The organism is Ornithinibacillus salinisoli (assembly GCF_042684965.1).
GTDB classification, from domain to species: Bacteria; Bacillota; Bacilli; order Bacillales; family Amphibacillaceae; genus Ornithinibacillus; species Ornithinibacillus salinisoli.
Window position 1 is genome coordinate 85,328 of record NZ_JBHUMI010000008.1, and the last position, 14,397, is coordinate 99,724.

The window sequence follows — 14,397 nt, forward strand, 5'->3', positions numbered from 1 at the left end:
TTGTAGGAGATGAAATAAAGTGAAAGTGGAGAAAAAAGACTGGACTAGAACCTGGACATCTGCTGCTGGGGCAATTTATGGTGCAATTAGTTACAACGAAAATAATGACTTTTCACTAGTCGATGTAATGGGATTAACGGGACATGCATTTCGCATCAATATCGATCCAATTCAAGTAAATGCTGCAGGTCCCACATCATTTCCCGGTGGATATGTTTTACGAAGAAACCTATGTAATCTTGGATATATAAGTTGTCTAGCTGATTCAGAAACCCCTATTGTACCAGATAAATTGGAGAAGACGATCGCATTAATTCAGGATTCCATAGATCGTGGCTATCCGGCAATTTGCTATGATTTATTTATACCCGAGTTTGGTTTAATTTATGGCTATGATGATGAAACACAGGAGTTCTTTGCAAAAGATGTATCACAGGATGGTGTTGTATCCTATGAAAAATTCGCAGATGTAAATTTTGTTCTTTTCGCTACAACAATTAGTGAAAAGTTACCCCATTCTAAGTATGAGATGCTTCGAATGGCCCTAGATATGATAGTAGACCATACTCGAGGGAATGAATGGACACATATGTTTAAAGATAACTATGCGATTGGACTTTCGGGCTATGATGCATGGATAAATGTGATGGAAAAACGATCTGCTGATCCATCAGGTAATGCGTATAATGCAGCGGTTGTTTCTGATGCACGGGAGTTTGCGGTGAAATTTTTACAGGAATTAATGGAAAAATGGGATGGTGAGAATGTTGTGGAACGAAGTGTACGGAAATTAGCTGCCGAAGCCTCTAAACATTATTCCGTTGTAGCTGACTCACTGGTAGAATTACGTCTCATGTTTCCATTCCCACAAGGGGGAAATCCACAAGATCCTGAAGTAGCTGATCGAGCAATTCGACTTTTAAGACGTGCTCAAGAAGCTGAATCCCAAGGAATTAAGATTTTAGAGAGGTTACTTGGTTTCATGAAGGCCTATCACTCGGAAAAATGGATTTACTAGTTTATTAAGTAGTAATATAGATGAATTAATTTAGAAGTCATTAGTAATGTAAGTCCACATGAATGTGGGGATCGTGTGACCAGACGGGAACCACTGGACAATATTTAAGGAGTAATGGAGGAGAAGTAACGAGATGGAAAAGGTTCAATCCAATGTTAGAACACCCCTATTAAAAAAAGTTCACTGTAATTATATTCCAGTCAAAAGCTTGGAGGAATCAGCGGAGTGGTATGAAAAAGTATTAGGCTTAAAACGATTTAAAGATGATGGTTCTATTATGGTGTTAGGTGAAGGTGAGTGGTTGTTTTTGCTGGAAACGAAAAATGAATTTACTCCTAATTTTTTCACTGATCAATGGGATGGAGAAAATTATGAGATGTTTTCGATGACATTTGAGGTGGATGACATCCAATTGGTGTATCAAAATCTACAAGCGCATAATGTAGAACTGGAACCGATTTTTGATGACGGACCATGTGGACTAAAGTTTACTTTTAAAGATATCAGTGGAAATAAATTTCATGTGTGGGAAGATATTGAAAGATAACCGATCTAAAAATGCACATAGAAACATATTTTACTGCATATAAATGTTCGTCAAAAGAACCTTTTGCTATGGGCGTTTATATACCGGTTAACGAATAGAAAAGTATATTCACTCGAATAAATTCCCAAGGATGACGTACCTAATATTGAAGGTTCAGATGGAAAACTGGTAACGATGTGTCAGTATGTCTTTCATATTTTCATAGGAGTTGATATGAGTGGAGCCAAGAATAGTTAAAAAACCATCTTTTCATGTAATTGGGTATCATTTCGTAGCGAATTTAAAAGAAATTGAGGCAAATAATTTAAGCGGTAAAACGTTAGATAGGTTACAGTCAAATGCGGAATGGATTCCCAATAGAAAAGGGGACCACGTTTATCTTATTCAGGTTTATCCAATGAGAGAGTACTTCAACCCTTTTGAGGATAAATTCACGCAGATTATTGGTTATGAGGTATATGAACCAGGAGAGGTGCCTGAGGGAGGAATACTTCACACTGTACCTGAGGGAACATATGTAAATGTGACTCACAAAGGATTTGAAACAGATTTATACAAAACTTACGATTACTTGTATGGGAAGTGGATGGTAGAAAATCGCTGTATGCCTCTCGGATATGATTTTGAATTATGGGATGAGCGATATAAGCCAGAAGAATGGGATAATGAGATTGGAGTTTATGTTGCAATAAATAAATAGTGTAGGGATTTTGAAGGGAGTAATTGAAGTGTCGAATAATACAATATCAGACATAGTCACAAATAAATTACAGGAATTAATTATAGTAGGTTTTCGGGTTCAATGTCCAGGTGATCAATACGCAGAAAAAATTCCTAAAGCTGCAAAGGAAGTAACAGAGCGGTTACATGAAATCAACCATCTCGTTCAACCGATAAAGCAAATTGGAGCTTTTAAAGCAGCGGAGAGTACGGATGATGAGGATGGTTATTGGGTAGGGTTTGAAGTGACAAAGCTAGAAGATGTTCCTACAGACATGACTTCACTCACCATTCCAGAACAAACATATGCGATTTTACCTTACACCGGTCAGGCATCGGGTATTTTTGGAGCATATGCTCAGATACATCAATGGAATGTAAAAAACGGACAGGAAAGATTGACAAATTATTGGTCATTAGAAATATATAATGATTGGGAGAATCCGCAAGAAGTAGATGTGTTATTGTGTGATCCTGTGAAAGTTAGCGATAAAATATAGTTCATATAATGAGGGAGATTCCATATCTCCAGAGACCGCGTTGATTAATACTTCAATGCGGTTTCTTTTATTACATGGCGTTTTTATTTTTTTTAAGAGAAAAATGAGAAAAAAACATAATAGTTTAAAATATATGTATAATATAGTTAATTCTAAAAAGTCTATTAGTTCAGAATACCCATCAAAGGAGGATACATATGGAATCAGAATCACCGCTCCTGGAAGTGAAGAATTTACATACACATTTTTTTACCAAGGCAGGCGTTGTCAAAGCGGTAGATGGTGTTAATTTTGATATTAAACCAGGTGAAACATTAGGTATTGTTGGGGAATCCGGTTCGGGAAAGAGCATAACTGCCATGTCGATTTTAGGATTAGTCCCATCTCCTCCTGGAAAAATTGTTGATGGTGAAATTCTCTTCAAAGGGGAAAACCTTGTTCATAAGTCGGAAAAGCAGATGCGGAAAATCCGAGGAAAAGAGATTTCAATGGTATTTCAGGATCCAATGACATCTTTAAATCCTGTGTTCACGGTTGAAAAGCAGATGATAGAGACTATTCTTGCGCATGAAAGTATTTCAAAAAATCAAGCAAGGAACCGGGCATTGGAATTACTAAATCTAGTTGGGATTCCCGATCCAAAAAATCGGTTAAAAAATTATCCGCACGAGTTTAGTGGTGGGATGCGACAACGTGTCATGATTGCCATGGCTTTATCCTGTAATCCTTCGGTGCTTATTGCGGATGAACCAACAACTGCACTGGATGTAACGATTCAGGCGCAAATACTTGAATTATTCAAAAAGATGCAACAGGAAATGGACATGGCTGTGATAATGATTACTCATGATTTAGGTGTTGTCACAGAGGTATGTGATCGCGTAATGGTTATGTATGCCGGGAAACCTGTAGAGTATACGGAAACGAAAAAACTTTTTGATCATGGGAAACACCCTTACACGCTGGGATTAATGAATTCAATTCCCAAAATAACTCCAGAGAAAATAAAGCTGGAAGCGATTGAAGGATTTCCGCCTAATTTAAGTGACTTACCAAAGGGATGTAGCTTCGCACCAAGATGTAAGCATGCAATGGATAGCTGCCTAACAATTGATCCTAACTTTAAAGAAGTCGAGGATGACCATTTCGTTCGCTGTTTATTATATGAAGAAACCGAAAAGGCGGTAACACCATGAGTACATTATTAGAATTGAAGAATATAAAAAAGCACTTTCCGTTAAAAAGTGAAAAGTTGCTATCAAGGGAAAAGCCTGTTTTAAAGGCTGTAGATGGGATTTCATTATCTGTAAAGTCTGGTGAAACCCTAGGACTTGTTGGTGAAAGTGGTTGCGGAAAGTCAACTGCTGGAAGGCTTGCTCTTCGGTTGCTTGAACCAACTGCTGGGCAAATTATTTTTAAGGGTGAGGATATAACGGAGTTACGTGGTGAAAAGTTACGTAAGCTGCGAAAAGACATGCAAATTATCTTTCAGGATCCATATGCATCCTTAAACCCAAGAAAAACGATCGAAAAGACGATTACAGAGCCAATGAAGATATTTGGTATACCGAAAGAAAAGCGAAAGAAAACCTTGGATCGGCTACTAAATGTTGTTGGACTAAGCTCCTACCATAAACACCGATATCCCCATGAATTTAGTGGGGGACAACGCCAACGGATCGGAATTGCTAGAGCATTGGCATTAGAGCCTGAATTAGTCATTTGTGATGAACCTGTTTCTGCTCTTGATGTATCCATTCAAGCGCAGGTTATTAATTTAATGGAAGATTTACAAAAAGAGTTTGATCTTACATATGTGTTTATCGCACATGACTTAAGTGTTGTCCATCATATTAGTGATCGTGTTGCGGTAATGTATTTAGGTTCGATTGTCGAGGTTGGTGATGCCCATGAAGTGTACCAAAATCCGAAACATCCATACACACAGGCGTTACTATCGGCGGTTCCAGAAGCTAATCCACAACAAGAAAAGCAGCGAATTATATTAAAAGGCGACTTACCTTCACCAGCGAACCCACCAGAAGGTTGCAAGTTTCACACGAGATGTCCATTTGCTGAAGAAATCTGTCGCGTGCAGAAACCTGCTCTTAAAAAAGTTTCAGAAAATGGACAAATTGCAGCCTGTCATTTTGTTAAGGAGGTGGTTGGCCCAGAAGCCACTGCTAATTTAAGCTAATATTTTTTCATTAACCAAAAACAAGGGGGAATTAAGTTGAAAAAACGTAATTTATTTTTTTTAATGACATTATTATTATCAATCATCTTGGTAATTAGTGCATGTAGTGAAGATTCAGGTAACGATACTACTGACGATGATGGCGAAACTACTGACAGTGGTGATGATAATGGCGTAGAAGAAACTGGTGAGAAGAAGACACTTGTTTTCGGACGGGGTGCAGATTCTATTCAATTAGATCCGTCAAAAGTGACGGATGGAGAATCCATCTATGTAACGAACCAAATTTATGATACATTAGTTCGCTACGAAGAAGAGAGCACAGATGTTAAACCGGCACTTGCGACGGAATGGGAGCCAAGTGATGATGGTACTGTCTGGACATTTACGCTTCGTGATGATGTGAAATTCCATGATGGAACAGATTTTACAGCTGAAGACGTTGTGTTTAACTTCGAACGCTGGGCAACCTCAGCAGAATATATTTACTATGGTTACATGTTTGGTGCTTCTGAAGATGACCTAGGTGGAATTATTGAGAAGGTTGAAGCAATAGGAGATTATGAGGTTCAATTTACCCTTTCAGAACCAAATGCGCCGTTTCTTCAAACATTAGCAATGCCACCATTTGGAATTGCTAGTCCAACAGCTGTTGAAGAACATGGAGAAGATTACTTTAAAAATCCTGTTGGTACTGGTCCATTTGTATTTGAAGAATGGATACCAGATGATACCATTACCGTTACAAAAAATGAGGACTATTTTGGAGAAGTAGCGAAAGTAGATGAAGTAGTTTTCCGTGTAATTCCTGATAATGGAGCAAGATTCTTAGAATTACAGTCAGGAACGATTGATTTAATGATGGGATTAAACCCACAGGACATTCAGATAGCAGAAGGTGAAGAAAACCTACAAATTATTCGCAGACCTTCTATGAACGTAGCGTATATGGCATTTAATACGGATAAGGAAGGGCCGATGTCTGATAAGTTAGTACGTCAGGCGATCAATTTGGCAATTGATAAAGATGAATTGATTACCTTGTACGAGGGGATTGGAAAAGCGGCTAAAAACCCAATACCACCTTCTTTATGGGGATATAACGATGATGTAGAAGATTATGGCTATGATGTTGAAGAGGCAAAAGCATTGCTTGCTGAAGCTGGGTATGCAGATGGGTTTGAAATTACACTTAATACATTCTCAAATCCAAGACCTTATATGCCGCAACCAAAAGTAACTGCTCAAGCTATTCAAGAAATGTTAAAAGCTGTAAACATCAATGTAGAAATTGTTGAAAGTGATTGGGATACGCATTTATCCGTTACTGAAAATGGCGAACATGATATGGCATTCTTAGGCTGGACTGGCGATAACGGTGACCCTGATAACTTTATGTATGTGTTGTTAGATAAAGATAATGCAAAAGTAGGTTCTGCAGGAAACATTGCTTTTTATAAGAGTGATGAAGTCCATGACTTATTAAAAGCTGCACAAGTTGAAATGGATCAAGACAAACGTACAGAGCTATATCTAGACGCGCAAGAATTGATTCACGAAGATGCACCATGGTTCCCAATCGCACATACAACACCACCATTAGCTGCCAAGAGCGGTGTTGTGGATTATGTGCCACATCCAACTGGAAGTGAACCTTTTAACCTATTAGATATTCAAGAATAGATTTTTAAATGGAGAATGAATGTGGATGTCCAAAATGGGATACAAAAATCCGTGGGCATCCTCATGATTTCCTGCTAAACGGAGGAATGCAACCATGCTAAAATACATTGTTAGAAGACTATTGATGCTAATCCCCGTGCTAATTGGTGTCTCCATACTTACCTTTTCTCTCATTCATTTAATCCCTGGAGATCCAGCTCGAAGTATGCTTGGCGAAAAGGCAACTGAAGATCAATTAGAAGCGTTACGTCAAGAATTAGGTCTTAATGACCCGTATATATTGCAATATGGTAGATTTCTAAGTGATATCGTTCGAGGTGATTTGGGGGAATCAATCCAATCAAAAGAAAGCATTGCGACAGAGTTGTTACAAAAGTTACCAGCAACAGTTGAATTGACAATTTTTGCTATGATCTTAGCAATTGTAATAGGTGTACTAGCTGGAGTTATTGCTGCTGTAAAACAATACTCGTGGTTCGATAATATTAGTATGACTGGTGCGCTGTTTGGGGTGTCCATGCCTATATTTTGGTTAGGGTTGATGATGATTTTGCTCTTCTCCGTTACATTAAATTTTTTACCTCCTTCTGGGCGATTAACAACTGGAATGGAATTACATACGATCACCAATTTTTATTTGTTAGATAGTATATTGACTTGGAATTGGGCAGCATTTAAAGATGTGTTTATACATTTACTAATGCCTGGGATAGCACTTGGAACGATACCTATGGCTATTATCGCTCGTATGACAAGATCAAGTATGCTGGAAGTCATGAAGCAAGATTATATTCGAACAGCAAATGCAAAGGGATTGAAAAAGCCAATTATCATTTTTCAACACGCCTTAAAAAATGCATCCCTACCTGTATTGACAGTTATTGGATTGCAATTTGGCTTATTACTAGGTGGAGCTGTGTTAACAGAAACAATCTTTTCTTGGCCTGGAATCGGTCGATATGTATATTTAGCTGTACTTGGACGTGACTATCCAGTCGTACAGAGCACGATTTTAATAATTGCATTGATATTTGTTCTCGTTAATTTAATAACGGACATCTTATACAAATATGCTGATCCGCGAATAAAGTATGAATAATCGCAGGAAAACGGAGTGAGCTAGCCTACACAGCTAGACAAACTAAATGCAGGAAGACTATAGAAAGGATGTGCGCCTTTTGTCACTTCAACCAAATCCTACTCCAAACCCGAACACGGTGGAAATAACCAAACCAATAAAAAAGCCGAGGGGTTTATGGCTTGATGCGTTTTTACGTATTGTAAAAAGCAAAACATCATTAATCGGGCTGTGTATTATTCTGATTTTATTTATAACAGCTTTATTAGCACCATTTATTGCAACACATGATCCAACAACACAATTGATTACTAATCGATATCAGCCCCCATCTGGAGAGCATCTCCTTGGCACCGATGAATTAGGTCGGGATATCTTTAGCCGAATTGTTTATGGAACGCGTATATCCATCCAAATTGGGGTCATTGCTGTAGGAATCTCCATGATTATTGGTGTTACGTTAGGTGCTGTTGCCGGTTATTTCGGTCGCTGGATTGATCAAATCATCATGCGAATTATTGATGTTATGATGGCATTTCCTAGTATTCTTTTAGCAATCGCACTTGTGGCAGTTTTAGGGCCAAACTTACGAAATGCTATGATTGCAGTTGGCATAGTTGGAATTCCCCAATTTGCTAGAATTGTTCGTTCAGCTGTTTTGTCTGTTAAGGAAACAGAGTTTGTTGAAGCTGCTAGATCAATCGGTGGAAAGCATGGAAGGATATTAATGAGTCATGTGTTACCGAATAGTTTGGCGCCGATTATTGTCCAAACAACATTGGGTATTGGTACAGCCATTCTTGATGCTGCCGGTTTAAGCTTTCTTGGATTAGGGGCTCAGCCACCCACACCAGAATGGGGAGCGATGCTAAGTGATGGACGTAATGCATTGCAAATTGCTCCATGGGTTATAACATTTCCGGGATTAGCAATCTTCTTCGTTGTATTAGGATTTAACTTATTTGGAGATGGATTGCGAGATGCCTTAGATCCAAGATTGAAAGAATAATGACATTTCTGATAAATTTATAGTATCATAGAGGATAAAGCAAAAGCTTTATCCTTTTTTTGATGTAAAAATTAGGAGGTGTTTATTTTCTTGAAGAAATATCTACCCGTATTAATTTGTCTGTTTTTTGCTATCATCTTACTGGTGATTGCATTAGGTCAGACGAATGCTTCCAACATAAACACCTACCCAAATTTACCCGCGCCGATTGGGGATGAAAAAATTCTAATCACATCTGCAGGACAAGCTGTTGAGTCTGCAATTATGCAAACCATCTCAGAGGATCTTAACCTCGAAGCGGATTATCGACCACGTGCTTTAGCAACCGATTTATATGACTATCGGACTGTCGTCATTGCAATTGGTTATAGTACAAATGGCTTGGCTCAAACAACAAGGTCCTTTCAAGAAGAGATGACTCGTGTAAAACAATTGATGCTGGAAGCTGATAGAAGGGAAATACCAGTCGTTTTGATTAATCTTTCCGGAGCACTACGGGAAGATGACCAAACTTGGAAACTAGCTGAACTTACGATTCCACATGCAACGTATTTTATTGGGTTGGACACAACGAAACAAACCGAAAAACTATTTAAATTACTTAAAAGGCACCATGTTCCAACTACACTAGTGAATCAACTCGATGACATACATACTCCATTAAACTCAGTTTTCCGTTAACATTCTTTTCTATGGCAGGAAGTTTGGGGGGATACCATGTTGAAAGAGAATAGGAATTCCATCATAATCTTCGTGGGGTTCAGCTTGATCACTTACGGATTAGCATTTCCATCCTTTGTAGATGAATGGTCCGTCTTTATTATGGATTATATCCAAGGCAGTATATTACAGCTAGATAGTGGAAGGCTCGTAGTTACATCCTTTGCGTATATTGCTAAATATGTCCTCCTTTTCTTTTTTATTTATTTTGGAGCAATGCTTGTCGCATCTGCTTTGGCCAAGGATCTGGATAGTTTAAGTTTTCCTTTCATATTTATTACTCTCACTATACTAGTGATTCTTTTATACAATTACGTTTACAATGAAAACTTTTCCTATTTGGGGCATATGATTATACTTGGCATTGTCTTGCTTCTACAGCTTTATATTCCGAAACAGAAGCATTTTTATATCATTTTTTCTATTATTCTATTTCTAACACTAGTAGCGGTTCATTGGATTCATTTAATCCCTGCTCTAACTCGTTTTGGATTTGGCTCCAATGATCTAGCATTAAGTATAAAAATAGCTGATCACTATTTAACTAATAATAATTTACTTAACACGCTATCAACAATATTTTTTCTGGTCTTTTTGGTAATCGCTATTATTTTGACATTTCTTATTCATTTAGTGAACAAACAACTTCATACTTTTAAAAAGTACCAAGAGCGTGAGGAAGAATTAAAGGAAACTCAAATTGCGCTGGTAGAATCAACGGTTTACCAAGAAATCAATATGCTAGTACATGATTTAAAAACCCCATTGGTGACCTTAGAAGGACTTATTTCATTACTTGAGATGAAAATGCAACATGTTAAAGACGAGCAGACACCTCCTGCTTATTTCAGTCGATTAAGCCAAGCGATTCAAAAAATGAATGATATGATATCGGAGATTCTGTATGAAGATATAAAGCGATATATCTCAGTAGATGAATTAGTAGAATACGTTATAAGTCATCTCAGCTTGAATGAGCAACAAATTAAATTGAGAATTGAGATAGAAGAAAACTTACCCTTATTGTTTATTAATAAAATTCGATTTTCAAGGGCGATTTCCAATCTACTAGAAAATGCCATTACATCTTTTGCTGGAAAAAAAGGATATATTCATATTCATGTCAAAAATATAAGTCATCGAGTTTTGTTTAGAATTGAGGATAATGGGCCAGGGATACGATCATCTCATTTAGAAAATATATGGCGGGATGGGTTCAGCACAAGAAATTCATCTGGTCTTGGATTATCTTTTGTTAAACGTATTGTCGAAAATCATGGTGGAGAGATATCAGTGAATAGCATTCCAGGGAGTTACACGCAAATGAATATTCTACTTCCAATCCATAAAGAAGGTGAAAAAGTTAATGAGTACGACAATCTTAATCGTGGATGATAACGAATCGATTCGATTTACGCTAAAGGAAATATGTACGTACGCTAGCTGGGAGGTTATCGAGGCTTCTACTGGTAGAGAAGCGGTTGAACTATTACAAAAAATGACACCTGACCTCGTTTTACTTGATTACCATATTCCTGATTGGGATGGAATGAAGACAACCAAGGAGATGCGCATACATAATTCACATATACCAATTATTATTTTAACCATTGATGAGCGGCAAGAAGTCGCAAATTCCTTTATAGAAGCAGGGGCTACTGATTTTGCGTTGAAGCCGATTAAAGCACCAGATCTTATCTCAAGAATTAGATTAAATTTAAAAGTTGGTAAATTGACAGATCATCCACAAAATGCATTTGTGGAAAAGGGAATTAAGCATGAAACACTGATGTCCATTAAAAATTTTCTCTTACAACGTGAAGAAGCTACGACCATTGATGAAATACAAAATGCGCTACCCATTGCATATCAAACCGTTCACCGATATTTAAATTATTTGGAGGGTAAAGGTGAGGTTGAAATCGAAACACTATACGGAAAAAAAGGTAGGCCGAAAAATCGATATAGGCTGATGTGAAGAGGAAGTAACAAAATAGATTGATATATTTTGAAAAGCTGGGACAAAAGTGTTTTAGTCAAAGAAAAATCCAAACTATGATTCGAAATTCTTCAGTAGAAATTGAATTAGTTTGGATTTTTCTTTTTGTTGTTTTTGTACTTTGTTGTTAACCATACATAAACTGCGCATTAACAGCACAGCAACGTGATATCCGCTTCGGACAGTCGCTTTCCGCAAGGGAACTTCTTGAATTACGCTTCTTTGTTCCCTTGCGCCGAGGAAGCATGCTTCGGAGCGAAACTGGAAGACGCAGGCGCATCTGCGGGTCTTTAGGCTCGTGCTGTTCCCGCATGACAATTGTTTTCGGTGGGTCGAGTAATCGCAGGCCCAAGAAAAGCTACGGTAGCATTGCATCGCACGCAGAAAATTGGTTTTTATTTTCAAGGAGTCAACTGCCCTACGCTCCAATCACTGAATACAGGACCGATCATAGCGAAGGAAATACACGGAGACTCCTGCGGGAAAGCGAAGACGCTGAGACCCCACAGCGAGCGTTCTTTGCGAGTGAGGAGGCTCAGTGCGAGCCCGCGGAAAGCGTAGTGTATTTCTGTAGCGGTATTCAGAGTAATATGTTACTGCGCATTTTACATCAACTAAGAATGAAGATCTTACCGTTGGAAAAGTAACATTCTAAACTACTTAACGTATACTCGTTCGTCTCTAGTGTTGAAAATTTTAGTTATGCCCCACCTTCATTTTAAGACCGTTTTGGATTAAATCCAATGCGGTCTTTTTGATGTCTTTTATTCATATTGTGCATTTTTAACTCTGGTTGTTTAATTTTAACAAGAGACTTATGTTTGATTGATAAAAAGATTTATATAGACGGAGAAGCGATATAAACTATTGGTATAAAAGGGTTTCATTAACTGCTAAATAGAAATATTCAATTGAAATTTATAATTTTTGAGAAGTCTCACTAATTTTTTAATAAAAAATATTGACATATTCAAACTAATCGAACATAATATAACACAATGGATGTTTAAAGATAACAAATATTGTGAGTGAGTTGATCCTTTATGCTACCCCTTGAAAGAAAAAAATGGTTAGAAAAACAAGTGACCAGAAACAAAAAAGTAGATATTGAAGAAATATCTAAGATGTTAAATGTATCTTCGATGACTATACGAAGAGATTTAACAGAGTTAGAAAGAAAAGGAAAGGTTATCCGAACCCACGGTGGGGCGGTATCGGTAGATTCTTTAACAGAAGAAGTTCCATATTCGTCCAAAATCAGTAAAAATAACGCAGAAAAGAAAGCGGTTGCGCGAAAAGCTTTATCCTTAGTTAAGGAAAATTCCACTATTATTTTGGATTCGGGCACTACTACTTTAGAGCTTGCGAAGTTGCTCAAAGACAGAAGCGATCTAACGGTTGTCACTAACGATATCACTATTGCGAATGAACTATTAGATAGTTCAAATAAAGTGATCGTAACCGGAGGTGAATTACAACAAGGAATTGGTGCTTTATATGGTGCAGCAACACAAAATATGCTTAGCGTAATTCATGCAGATATATTCTTTCTAGGGGCACATGCTATTGATCTAGAGCGGGGAGTAACGGCTCCTACATTTGATAAATCCTTAATTAAACAATTAATGGTAAATGCCTCAGAGAAAACCTGGGTATTAGCAGATCATAGCAAGTTTAATGTAAAGGCTTTCTCAAGTGTGTGTGACTTAACAGAAATAAAAGGGATAGTCACAGATTCCAATATTGAGCCTGGAGTTGTTAAAGAGTATAGTAGCAAAATCCAAATGTTATTTGGTGGAAAGGCTTAAGTAGATGCTGAAGAAACCGTGTTAAGTTTGGAATACCATTTTTGCAATAGGAACACATTAACACAATTTTACGGAGGTAATAATGTTGAAAAATGAAACCCCTATCATTGGCGTTACGTTAGGTGACGCAACTGGGATTGGTCCAGAGTTAATAGTTAAATCATTCCAAGATACGGAAATTCGTGACTTAGCAACATGGGTAATTGTTGGAGATAAGCGTGTATTCGAACAAGGTCAATCCATTGCGGGTCTTGAATTAGATGCAAAAGAAGTTGACCATATTGATCAAGTAGAAAAAAAGAACAGTTCGATTTACTTTATTGATCTAGGAAACTTAGAAACTAGTGAATATGAGTTGGGTACGCTATCAAATGAATCTGGTAAAGTAACAGGTGAAACATTGAAGTACGTTTTAAATCTAGCTAAAGAAAAGAAAATTGATGGTGTTATTTATGGACCATTAAATAAAGAAGCCTTGCATAGAGGTGGACATCATTTCCAAGATGAATTACACTTCTTTGCTGATCTACTAGATTGTGAAGAAGGATTTAGTGAAATTAATGTTATGCAGGATCTTTGGGTTACTCGAGCAACCTCTCATATACCTTTGAAAAATGTAAGCGAACACGTAACAAAAGAGAGAATTGTCCAGCGAATTCAATTTGCGAACAAGACTTTAAAAGAAGCTGGAATAGAGAATCCGAAGATCGTTGTTTCTGCTCTAAATCCACATGCTGGTGAAGGTGGAATGCTAGGTAATGAGGAGATAGATTATATCATCCCTGCTATTAAAGAAATGCAAGAGGATGGAGTAAATGTGCAAGGTCCATATCCTGCAGATACGCTATTTCTACGATTGGATAAAGATCCTTTCGACTGTTTACTAGCAATGTATCATGACCAAGCCCAAACTGGTATGAAACTATTAGGATTTAATCGTGGGGTGACAATGAGTGGCGGTCTACCGATCACACTTACTACACCAGCACATGGCACTGCTTTTGATATTGCAGGAAAAGGAATTGCAGATCCTGGAGCAACTAAAGAGGCAATTAAGATGGTTGTCCGAATGAACACCAATGCAAAACAAGGAAAAGTAACAAACAATTAATCTTAGG

General features: G+C 37.6%; 14 protein-coding genes. All 14 read left to right on the top strand.

Annotated features, from left to right (window positions below; all coding sequences use genetic code 11):
• The first annotated feature begins 19 nt into the window (after positions 1-19).
• The 14 genes from ACFSTA_RS04060 to ACFSTA_RS04125 all read left to right on the top strand — a co-directional run bounded on the left by ACFSTA_RS04060 (position 20) and on the right by ACFSTA_RS04125 (position 14,390).
• Positions 20-1,018 (top strand): hypothetical protein, encoded by a 999-nt coding sequence (locus ACFSTA_RS04060; protein WP_377555271.1) that lies wholly within the window; start codon positions 20-22, stop codon positions 1,016-1,018.
• Between the two features lie 133 nt (positions 1,019-1,151).
• Positions 1,152-1,565 carry a VOC family protein gene (locus ACFSTA_RS04065; protein ID WP_377555272.1) on the top strand — a complete coding sequence of 138 codons (414 nt, stop codon included), beginning with the start codon at positions 1,152-1,154 and terminating at the stop codon, positions 1,563-1,565.
• 217 nt (positions 1,566-1,782) lie between these two features.
• Positions 1,783-2,265: a GyrI-like domain-containing protein gene (locus ACFSTA_RS04070; protein WP_377555273.1), complete on the top strand. Its 483-nt coding sequence runs from the start codon at positions 1,783-1,785 to the stop codon at positions 2,263-2,265.
• 28 nt (positions 2,266-2,293) lie between these two features.
• A complete protein-coding gene (locus tag ACFSTA_RS04075) occupies positions 2,294-2,785 on the top strand; it encodes a GyrI-like domain-containing protein (RefSeq protein ID WP_377555274.1) in 492 nt (163 codons plus the stop codon).
• 197 nt (positions 2,786-2,982) lie between these two features.
• Positions 2,983-3,981 (top strand): ABC transporter ATP-binding protein, encoded by a 999-nt coding sequence (locus ACFSTA_RS04080; RefSeq protein ID WP_377555275.1) that lies wholly within the window; start codon positions 2,983-2,985, stop codon positions 3,979-3,981.
• Positions 3,978-4,982 (top strand): ABC transporter ATP-binding protein, encoded by a 1,005-nt coding sequence (locus ACFSTA_RS04085; RefSeq protein ID WP_377555276.1) that lies wholly within the window; start codon positions 3,978-3,980, stop codon positions 4,980-4,982. The genes ACFSTA_RS04080 and ACFSTA_RS04085 overlap by 4 nt, the downstream gene beginning before the upstream one ends.
• Before the next feature lie 36 nt (positions 4,983-5,018).
• On the top strand, positions 5,019-6,665 hold the full coding sequence (locus ACFSTA_RS04090) for an ABC transporter substrate-binding protein (RefSeq protein WP_377555277.1): 1,647 nt from the start codon (positions 5,019-5,021) through the stop codon (positions 6,663-6,665).
• Between the two features lie 94 nt (positions 6,666-6,759).
• Complete coding sequence (locus tag ACFSTA_RS04095) at positions 6,760-7,764, top strand: ABC transporter permease (protein WP_377555278.1); 1,005 nt, start codon at positions 6,760-6,762, stop codon at positions 7,762-7,764.
• 46 nt (positions 7,765-7,810) lie between these two features.
• Complete coding sequence (gene nikC, locus ACFSTA_RS04100) at positions 7,811-8,752, top strand: nickel transporter permease (protein WP_377555279.1); 942 nt, start codon at positions 7,811-7,813, stop codon at positions 8,750-8,752.
• 90 nt (positions 8,753-8,842) lie between these two features.
• A complete protein-coding gene (locus tag ACFSTA_RS04105) occupies positions 8,843-9,433 on the top strand; it encodes a DUF6305 family protein (RefSeq protein ID WP_377555280.1) in 591 nt (196 codons plus the stop codon).
• A 39-nt stretch (positions 9,434-9,472) separates the two neighbouring features.
• Entirely contained in the window at positions 9,473-10,867 is a 1,395-nt protein-coding gene (locus tag ACFSTA_RS04110; RefSeq protein WP_377555281.1) for a sensor histidine kinase, read from the top strand.
• Entirely contained in the window at positions 10,839-11,450 is a 612-nt protein-coding gene (locus ACFSTA_RS04115; RefSeq protein WP_377555282.1) for a response regulator, read from the top strand. The genes ACFSTA_RS04110 and ACFSTA_RS04115 overlap by 29 nt, the downstream gene beginning before the upstream one ends.
• A 1,064-nt stretch (positions 11,451-12,514) precedes the next feature.
• Positions 12,515-13,279 carry a DeoR/GlpR family DNA-binding transcription regulator gene (locus tag ACFSTA_RS04120; protein ID WP_377555283.1) on the top strand — a complete coding sequence of 255 codons (765 nt, stop codon included), beginning with the start codon at positions 12,515-12,517 and terminating at the stop codon, positions 13,277-13,279.
• Between the two features lie 85 nt (positions 13,280-13,364).
• Positions 13,365-14,390, top strand: a complete 1,026-nt coding sequence (locus tag ACFSTA_RS04125; protein ID WP_377555284.1) for a PdxA family dehydrogenase — start codon at positions 13,365-13,367, stop codon at positions 14,388-14,390.
• Positions 14,391-14,397: the final 7 nt, after the last annotated feature.

What these genes read in the sequence shown, in the direction of transcription:
- ACFSTA_RS04085 (WP_377555276.1), top strand. Translation starts at nt 3,978, where the DNA reads ATGAGTACATTATTAGAATTGAAGAATATAAAAAAGCACTTTCCGTTA.
- ACFSTA_RS04065 (WP_377555272.1), top strand. Translation starts at nt 1,152, where the DNA reads ATGGAAAAGGTTCAATCCAATGTTAGAACACCCCTATTAAAAAAAGTT.
- nikC (WP_377555279.1), top strand. Translation starts at nt 7,811, where the DNA reads ATGCAGGAAGACTATAGAAAGGATGTGCGCCTTTTGTCACTTCAACCA.
- ACFSTA_RS04120 (WP_377555283.1), top strand. Translation starts at nt 12,515, where the DNA reads ATGCTACCCCTTGAAAGAAAAAAATGGTTAGAAAAACAAGTGACCAGA.
- ACFSTA_RS04095 (WP_377555278.1), top strand. Translation starts at nt 6,760, where the DNA reads ATGCTAAAATACATTGTTAGAAGACTATTGATGCTAATCCCCGTGCTA.
- ACFSTA_RS04115 (WP_377555282.1), top strand. Translation starts at nt 10,839, where the DNA reads ATGAGTACGACAATCTTAATCGTGGATGATAACGAATCGATTCGATTT.
- ACFSTA_RS04080 (WP_377555275.1), top strand. Translation starts at nt 2,983, where the DNA reads ATGGAATCAGAATCACCGCTCCTGGAAGTGAAGAATTTACATACACAT.